The sequence below is a fragment of the Methanobrevibacter thaueri genome (assembly GCF_015062905.1).
Lineage (GTDB): Archaea > Methanobacteriota > Methanobacteria > Methanobacteriales > Methanobacteriaceae > Methanocatella > Methanocatella thaueri_A.
Window position 1 is genome coordinate 54,276 of sequence record NZ_SUTK01000003.1, and the last position, 12,017, is coordinate 66,292.

Consider the following 12,017-nt stretch of genomic DNA (forward strand, 5'->3'; position numbering starts at 1 on the left):
TAGATTATTATTTTTTAATGAAACGTATTATTTAATTAATTACATTTTTAATTATTTCATTTCACATATTATTTCGAATACTTATGTATATTGTCATATGGATGCATCGTTAAGATTTTTCTTATTTTGACTGAATTGCATGAGATAGGATAATTATATTTAATATGGTATACAAATTATGATTAACTATGGATTTATATGAGGTGATAGTTAATGCGTTGTCCTAACTGTGATAGTGAAAATAATGATTCCGCAAAATTTTGTAAAAAATGTGGAACTCCCTTGAAAAAAGAACTGAGTCATGAAAACATGATTAACTCTATGAACAATAAATCAGGAAAAGATGATACTACCAAATACCTAATTGTTGCATTGGCAATTGTTGCAATTGTTCTTGCAGGTGCTTTTGTCTATATTTATGGATTTGGTTCACATCAAAGTAATGATTCCCAACCTCAACAAATTCAAAGTGCTGATGATGACAGCGAACCAGTTCAGGCCGAAAGCTCTTCTTCATCACAAGCTTCACAAGCTTCTAAAAGCACTCCAAAAACCACTTCCATGTCCATACGGGGTGGAAGCTTTACAACTGGCGGGGAACTGGAGGACAAGACTTATGCTTCTATTGATGTAGGTTCACAGCATGCCGGTGAGAAAGTTATTTTGCAAATCTTTTATTCACGTGACGGATCCACTTTAAACAATGGTAATATGGTTCCGGTAACCGTGGATTCAAGCGGACATCTTGAAGTATCTAGTGCAGATGCATACAAATATTTCCCTGACTTTGCTGAAATTAATTTATACGACGAATCAGGCAGCAAATTACTTGATACAAAAAGTGTAAGCTTAAGTCCGGAAGCAGGTACTCAAACATTCTAATTGAGTACTGATTTTTTCTTTTTTTTGGATTAGTATTAATCCTTTGATTTCTATTAAAAATAATGCATATTTATATAATTTTTTTATTAAATATTAATATGGAGATGATTATATGAATATAACTATAATAGGAACCGGTTATGTGGGCCTTGTAACCGGCGCTTGCTTTTCAAAAATGGGAAATAAAGTTTATTGTGTTGATACTGATAGTGAAAAAATTGAAGGCCTTAAGAATAATGTTATACCTATTTTCGAACCTCAATTAAATGAAATCGTTAAAACTTCACATGATAGAGGGGATCTAGTTTTTACCACTAACATTAGGGATGCGTTGGATAATACGGATATTATCTTTATAGCTGTAGGCACTCCTATGAAAGATGATGGAAGCGCAAATTTGGACTATATTTTTGAAGCTGCAAGGAATATTGGAAACAGCTTGTCGCATGATTCCTTAATAGTGATTAAGTCCACAGTTCCTGTAGGAACTGCATTTGAAGTAAAAAAGGAAATAGAGGATATTCTATCTGAAAACAATTCAAATGTTAAAATTGATATTGCATCCAATCCAGAGTTTTTAAAGGAAGGCAGTGCGGTTAATGATTGTTTGCGTCCGGATAGGATAGTATTGGGTGCTGAAAAGGACGAAGTATTTGAAACTTTAAAAGATTTATATTCATCTTTCGTCTTTAATCATGACCGATTTATTTTAATGGATATTAAAAGCTCTGAAATGACCAAGTATGTTGCAAATGCAATGCTTGCAACTAAAATATCATTCATGAATGAAATTGCGAATATCTGTGAAGTTACCGGAGCCAATATTAAAAATGTGCGTTTGGGAATTGGGTCTGATAAACGTATAGGCTATGATTTTATTTATGCCGGATGCGGTTATGGAGGAAGTTGCTTTCCAAAGGATGTTCAGGCTTTGATTAATACCGCCCAGCAAAACGGTTATGACCCTAAAATTTTATCCAATGTTGAAGAGGTCAATAATCATCAAAAGAAGGTCTTGGTGAATAAGGTGGTCAGTAGGTTTGGAGATGATTTAAGTGGCCTTACCTTTGCAATTTGGGGTCTTTCATTCAAGCCATACACAAATGATGTTCGTGAAGCTACATCACTTACTGTAATCTCATCACTCATTGATAAAGGTGCAAAGATTAAGGCATATGATTCAAAAGCAATCGAGGAATTTAAAAAGTTCATTGATGACAAATATTTGGATTCTATTGAATTTGCAGACAGCAGATATTCAGCTTTGGACGGTTGTGAAGCATTGATATTGATCACTGAATGGAAGGAATTCAGAAATCCTGATTTTAATCTTCTTGCAGATAAGCTGAATAAAAAGATAATATTTGATGGAAGAAATATTTATAATCCAAAAATAAGAAACATTGGATTTGAATTATATCAAATTGGATGTTAAGAGTTTTAATCCTGTTTTAACACTCATTAACCCTTTCAAACTATGACTTTATCGAAAAATTGAGGTCAATATATGGTATTAAAAAAGGAGAGAATATTTTATTTAGATGAAATAAGGGCACTAGCCATCATTTTTGTTATCTTTATTCATGTAAGCAAATGGTTTGCATGGGCGGAGACTCCAAATACTTTGTATTGTAATTTCTCTTCTTCTTTTGCAGTATTGGGTGATTTGGGAGTTCCATTATTTTTCATGATTAGTGGGGCATTATTATTGGATAGGGACTATGAATTTAAATCATTTTTTAAACGCAGATTCAGTAGAATATTTGTTCCGTTTGTTTTCTGGATGGCTGTGGTCATACTTTTTAAAGTGTTCCTAATGGACCATGCTTATGGTTTTGATGATATCATGAACATCATATTTAAAGAGGGATATGTTTGGTTCATTTGGACATTGGCAGGATTATATTTGTTTATTCCTGTCTTAAGTCCTTTCATTAAAAAGTTTAAGTTTAAAGGTGCCGAATATTTCTTAATAATTTGGATTATTACATTTTTCTCTAATGTATTTCACTTTATACCTCCTAAAATTAATTTAACATATTTTTCAGGATTTTTAGGTTATTTTGTATTGGGTTGGTATTTATCAAATAAGGAATTTAAATGGTCTGATAAAGCAATGATTGCAATAAGCAGTATAATGTTTTTGGTCTTTACAGGCATACATTTATATGTGATTCTATATTCAATTGATTTAGGAAATTTCTATTTGACTCCAATTCCTGTATTCCAGGCTTCTGGATTATATTTATTTTTAAGATATTCCGCTAAAATTGCCGAATCCGGAGAGGGTTCATTAATTTCGAAAATATATTTTGGAATTAAATATTCCAAATTAGGAAAATTAATTTTATCTTTAAGCCTTTGCAGCTATGGAATCTACCTAACTCATTATCTTTTTATTTGGGGTTTTCAGATTTTAGATGAAACCTATAACCTATTTTTGAGAAATCCTTTTAAATGGATTCCATTCATGATTTTAGTAGTTCTCATGGGGTCATGGGCTTTGATTTGGATTTTCAGTAAAATACCTTCTCTAAAAAAGTTCAGTGGAACATAATTATGATGTTTCTAAGTAATTATGCATAAGTTTTAATTATGTTAAATATATAACTATTATATATACTATTTAAATATAGGAATTAATCATATTTTTAGAGGGGTTAATTTTGGCTAAAGTGTCTATTATCATTCCTATTTTCAATGTCGAACGCTACATTAATGAGTGCATTGATAGTGTAATTAATCAAACATTAACTGATATTGAGATTATCTGCATTGATGATGGTTCTACTGATAATTCGCTAAATTTAGTCAAGGAATACTCAGATTCAAGGATAAAAATAATCTCACAAGAGAATAAAGGGCTGGCGGCATCAAGAAACGTTGGAATTGAACATGCAAATGGTGAATATATTACTTTTTTGGACTCTGATGATTATTTAAGACTTGATGCATTGGAGAAACTTTATGCAGTTTGTCAAGAAAATTCACTGGACATTGCAATAACTAAAATAATTAACTTTTATGATGATAATAGGGAAGAGTACAGTGACGATTACTTTGATATGAAATTCCTAAAAGATGCCTGCGGAGATAATGTGTTTAGCTACAGGGATGTTTATGATTCGGTCTTAAATATTTCCGTAACCGGTCCGGCAAAATTATTCAGAAGAGATTTTATTAAAGACATCAAATATCATGAAAATCTGATTTTCGAAGACAATCCATTTTTTGTTGAAGCAATATTTAAGGCGGAAAGGGTTTATTTTTATGATGAGTATATGTATTGGAGGAGAATTCGCAAGAATTCAATTACCCAATCCAATTTTTCAAATTTCCCGGATTTAATTGAAATATATAATATTATATATGATTTACTTAAAGATCTGGAAGTTTATGAAGATTTTAAAGATAAGATTTTTAAAAAGAAATTCACTAACATTTATACCAGGTTTGTTGAAGTAACTGATGAATATAAACCGGACTTTTTTGAAAAAATTCAAGAGGATTTCCCAAAATCCCTTATGGATTTGGAAAAGGATGAGGATTTTGGCAAATTCAATCCTAGAGCAAAATTTATTCTTTATACAGGCATTAATTCAAAAACTTATCAGGAATTTGAATCAGCTGTTAAGGAATATGACTTAAAAAAGAAAAAACGGAAAAAATCTAAAAAGAAGCCAAATATTTTTAAAAGAGTTTATAATAAATTTTTGAAATATATTAGGAAAATGCTTCATTTCCCACGATAAGCTAGTAGATTATAGAAATGCATCTTGTGAAAAAAAGTTAAAATGTCAATAGGGCGCTAAAAAACATTTAAAAAGGGTTAGTATGGTAAAAATTTCAGTAATTATTCCAGTATACAATGTTGAAGATTACTTAAAAGAGTGTATTAATAGTGTTGTTAGTCAAAGCCTAAAAGATATTGAAATAATATGCATCAACGACGGTTCAACCGATAATTCGTTGAATATACTAAATTCCTATGATGATAAACGTATTAGAATAATCGATCAGGAAAATAAAGGTCTTGCGGCATCAAGGAATATAGGTTTGGATGCAGCAGTTGGGGAATATGTTTGCTTTTTAGATTCTGACGATTATCTGGAAACATCTGCACTTCAAGAATTGTATGAAATCGCCCAAAGCAACTCTACTGATTTTGTAGTATTTAAATTAATAAATTTTGACGATAAAACCAGGGAAAAAATAATAGATGATTATTATGAAAATCTCATTTTAAAAGAAAAAGCGGATGGGAAGGTATTCAATCCTGTTGATGACATTGGGGAAAATCTTTTAGGGTTGTCAGTCACCGCACCTGGAAACTTATTTAAAAATGAATTTATTGGGGATATGAGATTTCCTGAAGGTTTGATTTTTGAAGACAACCTGTTTTATACAGAAGCTCTGCTTAAAGCCAAAAGAGTCTATTTTTATGATAAGCACTTATACTTCAGGCGTGTGAGGTCTGATTCGATTACCCAATCACATACTGAAAAATTTTCAGACTGGATAGATATATCTAAATTGATAGTTGAATTAGCGAAAAAATATGGCTGCTATGAAAAGTTAAAAGATCAGTTGTATAAAAAAAGAATTGTAGATTCGTACTATCTGTTTACCCACGTAAAAGAGGAAGAAAAGGAGGAATTCTTTCAAAAGATTAAGGCCGATTTTAACGATTCGAGAGAAAAATATGAAAATGATGAGGATTTCAAGAATCTCCCTTTCTATGTACGTTTAATGTTTAAATCCGCATTATACTGTGAAAACCATATTGAATATGAATCCATTAACCTAAGGCATAAGTTAAGAAAACGGCAGACCAAGATAAACAATAAAATTTTCAGATTAGAATATGAAATTGATGTACTTAAAAATGATAATACAGAATTGAAAAAAGAAATATCGAAGTATAAGAAGCAAAATAATGCTATTTTCAATTCTAGAAGCTGGAAAATGGTAAAACCGCTTAGCCAAATCAAAAATGTATTAAGAAGATGAAAAAATGACAAAAGTTTCTATAATATTGCCTGTTTACAATAGTGAAAAATACTTAAGGAATACTTTAAACTGTATTCTAACTCAAACATTAGAAGATTTTGAGTTGATATGCGTTAATGATGGTTCCACAGACGGGTCCTTGGAAATCTTAAATGAATTTTCAAATATTGACTCACGGATTAAAGTCATTTCACAAAAAAACAGCGGTCCAGGCAGTGCCAGAAATGCCGGATTAAATGAAAGTGATGGGGAATACATCTTTTTTATGGATTCCGATGATTATATCGCGCCTGATTTTCTGAAATTAACCTATGACAATATGACCTCTAATGATTCAGACATTGCATTTTTTAAAATTGGCAGCCTCATTGACGATAAGAAAACGAATAGTGCGACATATTTTGAGTTTGATAAGATATTTCCGCGTGTGGAGTTTAACAATTTCACTTTTAACTATAAATCCGTTAAAATGTATGTGTTAAATGCATATTTTGCCCCATGGACCAAATTATATAAAAATGACTTCTTGAAAAGCTATGATGATTTTGTATTTGATGAAGACTTGCCTTTTGAAGACATACTTTTTCATGTTAAATCAATGCTGAGGTCATCAAGAATATCTTTTGTTCCAGAATATCTGTACTATTATAGATTGGATAATGAAGATTCCGTTTCCTATGATTCCACATTACACGATTCCATATTTAAAGTGGTGGACAGGGTTAAGGATTTTCTGGTATCTGAAAATTATTATGATAGATTCAAAAATGAATATGAACTGTTTAGGATAGCTCAAATAATAAGACATATTCCTCAAAATCCCGATGAGGAGTACTATAAAAAGGCAAAATCATATTTGGATGGAATAAACTCTGATAAAAATCCATTGGTTTCAAAGCACATTAAAAGAAGATGGGATGCATTTTCCAATGCCTCAAATCCTTATGTTTATGAAATTAATCGAGAAATTCCATTGTTGCATGAAAGACATTCGGAATTGAAGCAGGAAAAACAAAAATTAAAAAAACAGAAAAAGAAATATATTCGCCAACTTGAAAATCAGAAGAACATTCAAAAAGAGATATATTCTACTAGAATCTGGAAGCTTATTAAAATAGCCAAAACAATAAGGGCATTATTCTCAAATAACAGCGCTGATCTCGAGATAAATGTAAATGAAGAGGAATTAACCGAAAATTTAAATGAATACAAAAAGATTTATCCTCCTAAAGAATGTCCGATTTGTGGGCATGTGGGAATCGACTTTAGGCCTTATCCTCAAATAGTTCACAGGGAAGTGGAATGCCCTAACTGTTTAAGCCATGAAAGGCACAGGGCTCTATGGCTGTATTTCCGGCAGAACAATCACATATTAAAGAATGGCAACAGGGTTCTTCATTTTGCTCCAGAGGAACAATTCAGAAAATTATTCTCCGAATGCGATATAGAATATCATCCTGTTGATGTCAGTGATGAAAAATGGCATATTGAAGAGATAGTTGATGTTCAGGATATTCCATATGAAGACAATTATTTTGATTTGATTTATTGTTCACATGTCCTGGAACATGTTCCTGATGATAAAAAGGCATTAAGCGAACTTTACCGTGTTCTAAAGCCCGGAGGAACTGCATTAATATTGGTTCCAATCAATGGAATCGCTTTCGAACTTCCTCACAATTATGAGAAGACACTTGAAGATGCGAAATACAATACTCCTGAACTGAGAGAAAAACATTACGGCCAATTTGATCATGTAAGGCTTTATGGAACAGATTTTAAAGACAGGTTAATGGAATCAGGTTTTGATATAAAATCTGACGATTTTATTAAAAATTTAGGTCATGAAACGGTTGAGCGATATGCCCTGATAAAAGATGAAAACATATTTGAATGCACTAAATAGTTTATTTTTTATAAATCTAAGAAATATTTATATTTATTATTAATGTAATATATTAATATCATAAATTTTCTTTTAAAAATATTAGTAGAGGATAACAGTCTTTTGAGGATTAACATGAATAAAAAATTTAAGTTTTCTATTGTAATTGCAGTTTATAATGCTGAAGATTATCTTGAAGAAACAGTTAATTCAATTATTAATCAAGATTTGGGCTTTGAAGAAAATGTTCAGTTAATCCTTGTTGATGATGGCAGCAGTGATAATTCGGGAGAAATTGCATTAAGTTATCAGAAAATATATCCCAATAATGTTATTGCAGTATCAAAAGAAAATGGAGGCCAATCATCCGCACGGAACTTAGGTTTAAAATATGCCGAAGGGGAATACATTAATTTTTTAGACAGTGATGACAAATTATCTGAAGGATCTTTACGTGAAATCTATTCTTTTTTTAAAAATCATGATGTAAATATTATTGCGATTCCACTGGTATTCTTTGATAGAATCACTGGAGATCATACGTTAAATGAGAAATTCATATGTGATAAAGTTGTGGATGTTTATAAGGAATTTGATTATCCTCAATTATCTATTGCGTCTTGTTTTATTAAAACAAGTTTATTTGACAATTTTAGCTTTGATGAGAGATTCAATATTGGTGAAGATGCCGTTTTAATTAATAAGTTGCTTGTTAATGAAGGTAAGATAGGTTTTGTTAATGATGCTCAATATTTATATAGGAAACGAAGTGATGCTTCATCAACTATAGATAGCATTAATATTAAAAAAGAATTTTATTTGGATAAAAGTAGATATTTCCACGTTGAACTAATCAATTATTGTTTGGAAAAGCTTAATTATGTTCCTAAATTTGTCCAGTATGTTATTGCCCATGATATGCAGTGGTATTATAATGGTTTGGATATATGGGATATTCTTACGAAAGAGGAATATGATGTTTTGATGGATGAGATTCATTATGTATTAGGATATATTGATAAAAGCATTATATTAAACCATAATTACATGACCAAAGACCAAATGGATTTTTTAATATATTTGAAGAATAATAATGACTTTTCAATTAAAGTGCCTAATAAGAAAAAACTTATATTCATGTCAGGCGACCAGGTAATCAATAGAGTTCATAAGCATACTTTAAATATTGACATTGTTGAATTAACTGGAGGGTTTATGAATATTTCCGGTTATTTTGTAAGTTATTGCGATGATGTTACTCTATCTATTGAAGCTATTAAAAAAGTAGGCGATACTAAAGAAATATATAAGTCCAAATATGTTGAATATCCTACAACACATAGGCATTTAAACACCTCTATAGGCATTCCTTGGAAATTCTATTATAATTTAGATTTTAAAATTCCGGTTGATGAAAATGAAAACTGTAAGATATCATTCTTTATTAATTATAATGAGAATGATAAATCTGTAAAATTCTATCCAAAATTAAAATTGGTGGATTATTGTAATCTGTCTGAGTATTCAAATTACTTCGTGAAGGATAATAAAATTGTATTATTCACAGATAATTCGTTCCATATTGTTGATTTTTCATCAAAATTCAGGTTTAAATTAGAAACATTATCTTTATTCAAAATTTTAACTTCATTGGAACCTTACGATATTTATGCAATATTTATGCATTTGCTTAATTTATGTGTTTATCCTTTATGGAAAAATAGGAAAATATGGTTATTTATTGATCGTCGTGATTTTGCTGACGATAATGCAAAACATTTATTCAAATATGCGGTTTCCCAGAATGACGGCATTGAAAAATATTTTATTGTTGATAAAAAGTCAAAGGATTATAAAACGATTAAGAGTATCAGTTCCAAAAATGTCGTAAATTTCGGTTCAATAAAACATAAACTATTGTATTTCTATGCTGAAAAAATAATATCTTCACATATCAATCACGAATGGTTAAATCCGTTTCATTTCACTAATAAAATTTTATTTTCAGGATTGACAACACATAAAAGATATTTTTTACAGCATGGTGTTACAAAAGATGATGTTTCCAGATATCTTGTGAAGTATCTTCATAATATGCATCTATTTTTAACTTTATCAAAATATGAATATGATTCGATTGTTAATGGACATTATAATTATGATGAGAATGTGGTTCAATGTTTAGGTTTTCCACGTTATGATAATTTGAAGAATGAAGGAAATAAAAAGCAGATATTATTTATTCCAACATGGAGAAGTTATATAAATGAAGATAATTTTTATTCATCAGAATATTTTTTGAGAATAAAATCTTTATTGGAAAATGAAAGATTATCAGACCTGCTTCAAAGGAATAATTATGAAATTATATTTAAACCGCATCAGAATTTGTTGCCTTATATGGGATTATTTAATGTTTCCGATGAAATAAAGGTAGATTATGACTCTCCTTATCAGGAACTGTTTAATAATTCTTCTTTGATGATTACAGATTATTCGTCAGTATTTTTTGATTTTGCATATATCAAAAAACCAGTGATATATTATCAAAATGAGGATTATCATTATGAAAAAGGGTATTTTGATTATGAAACAATGGGATTTGGAGAAGTCATCGAATCAGAAGAGGAACTGATTACACAAATAGAACACTATGTTGAAAATAACTGCGAAATGGAAGAGAAATATCAAAAAAGAGTAGATGATTTCTTTAAATATACTGATAAAAATAATTGTAAAAGAGTATATGAGTGGATTTTAGAAGACGATTAGGAGTGATTGTATGGTTGAAATATCAGTTATAATGCCGGTATATAATTGTGAAGAGTTCTTAGAGGAATCAATTGAAAGTGTATTGAATCAGTCCTTCACAGATTTTGAGTTTATTTGCGTTGATGATGGTTCTACTGATAGTTCATTATCTATTCTTCAAGATTATGCAAAAAAAGATGACCGTATGAAAGTTTTCCATCAAGAAAATAAGGGTGGTGGGGATGCTAGAAACTTTACATTCCATTTAATTGAAGGTAAATATTTATTATTCATCGATTCAGATGATATATTGTGTCCTGAAGCTTTAGAAAATAATTATAATTTGATTAAAGAAAAAGATGTCGATTTCATATTTTTTAAAGCAATTAATTATGATGATGATACCGGCGAATATGTTGACGGCGAATATTATAATCTGAATTATCTTTATAATGAAGTGGGGGAGGAAATTTTTTCATATGAAGACCTTCCTGAAAATATGTTGCTTAGGTTATCCGCTACTCCCTGGGGCAAATTTTATGATGCGGAATTTATTTTAAACAGTGGAGCTCAATTTGCAGAAGGCATAATTTTTCATGATAATAAGTTTTTTTGGGAAATGTTATTTAATTCTAAAAAGATTTGCTTTAATAATCAGCTGTTTTATGTGCGAAGAATTCATTCCTCCTCTATTCAGGAATCAAAAGACAAACGATACTTGAATATTTTCATTGCGTTAAATGGAATTGTATCTCTTTTTGAGAAATATGGGAATCTAGAAAAATATAAACATTACTTATATAACTGGAAAATTGGCAGTTTTGATATGCGATATAATCAAATTCAAGAACAATATAAGCAACTGTTTTTAGAAGAATTCAAAAAAGATCTCTCAGCGCTTGATGAATCTGAAGGTCATGATAATCTAATGGATATTTTTACTCCACACACTCTTACAATTTACGAAAATGTGATGGAATCAGATACATATAAAGAATATGATTTGCTGATGGAAAGAGTTAGATTAAATCAGCAAATAAATAGGTTAAATAATGAAAAATCAATGTTAAATGATACAATTAAGAATTTAACTGATAAAAATAATAAAAAGGATAAAAAAATTGATAAATTAAATCAAAAAAACGATAAACTTAAAGATAAAAATGAAAAGCTTAAGATGAAAAATAAAAAATTGAAAGATGAAAATAATCAATTAAAAAATTTAGTTTCCGATTATAAATCACGTAAAGCTGTTAAAATTGCAGATAAACTCAAATTGCATAATTAGATGACATTACTCCAATTGCACATGCTATAGTTAATATATGTTTAATTAATTGGGGCAATTATAAATTTAATAATAATGTGTATATGGAAGTAATTACAGATATTAAATTAAAAATATTTAGAATTTTCTTAAAGGTTAAAAAGTTGATTCATTGAAGTTTTCAAGTAGTTTCTTTAAATGTTTTTAGGTGATATTGAAGGG

The 12,017-nt window shown here is 29.8% G+C and carries 8 protein-coding genes; all 8 read left to right on the forward strand.

Translation table 11 applies throughout. The features are described from left to right. The first annotated feature begins 213 nt into the window (after positions 1 to 213). On the forward strand, positions 214 to 882 hold the full coding sequence (locus tag E7Z79_RS01255) for a zinc ribbon domain-containing protein (RefSeq protein WP_303738167.1): 669 nt from the start codon (positions 214 to 216) through the stop codon (positions 880 to 882). 112 nt (positions 883 to 994) lie between these two features. Then, positions 995 to 2,317: a UDP-glucose/GDP-mannose dehydrogenase family protein gene (locus tag E7Z79_RS01260; RefSeq protein ID WP_303738168.1), complete on the forward strand. Its 1,323-nt coding sequence runs from the start codon at positions 995 to 997 to the stop codon at positions 2,315 to 2,317. 72 nt (positions 2,318 to 2,389) lie between these two features. Beyond that, entirely contained in the window at positions 2,390 to 3,439 is a 1,050-nt protein-coding gene (locus E7Z79_RS01265) for an acyltransferase (RefSeq protein ID WP_303738169.1), read from the forward strand. A gap of 118 nt (positions 3,440 to 3,557) precedes the next feature. Further along, on the forward strand, positions 3,558 to 4,634 hold the full coding sequence (locus E7Z79_RS01270; protein ID WP_303738200.1) for a glycosyltransferase: 1,077 nt from the start codon (positions 3,558 to 3,560) through the stop codon (positions 4,632 to 4,634). An 82-nt stretch (positions 4,635 to 4,716) separates the two neighbouring features. Beyond that, entirely contained in the window at positions 4,717 to 5,892 is a 1,176-nt protein-coding gene (locus E7Z79_RS01275; protein WP_303738170.1) for a glycosyltransferase, read from the forward strand. 4 nt (positions 5,893 to 5,896) lie between these two features. Beyond that, the gene (locus tag E7Z79_RS01280; protein WP_303738171.1) at positions 5,897 to 7,798 is read left to right on the forward strand and encodes a glycosyltransferase; all 1,902 of its coding nucleotides are present in this window, start codon (positions 5,897 to 5,899) and stop codon (positions 7,796 to 7,798) included. Between the two features lie 114 nt (positions 7,799 to 7,912). Beyond that, positions 7,913 to 10,549: a CDP-glycerol glycerophosphotransferase family protein gene (locus E7Z79_RS01285; protein ID WP_303738172.1), complete on the forward strand. Its 2,637-nt coding sequence runs from the start codon at positions 7,913 to 7,915 to the stop codon at positions 10,547 to 10,549. A gap of 10 nt (positions 10,550 to 10,559) precedes the next feature. Then, complete coding sequence (locus E7Z79_RS01290; RefSeq protein ID WP_303738173.1) at positions 10,560 to 11,816, forward strand: glycosyltransferase family 2 protein; 1,257 nt, start codon at positions 10,560 to 10,562, stop codon at positions 11,814 to 11,816. Positions 11,817 to 12,017: the final 201 nt, after the last annotated feature.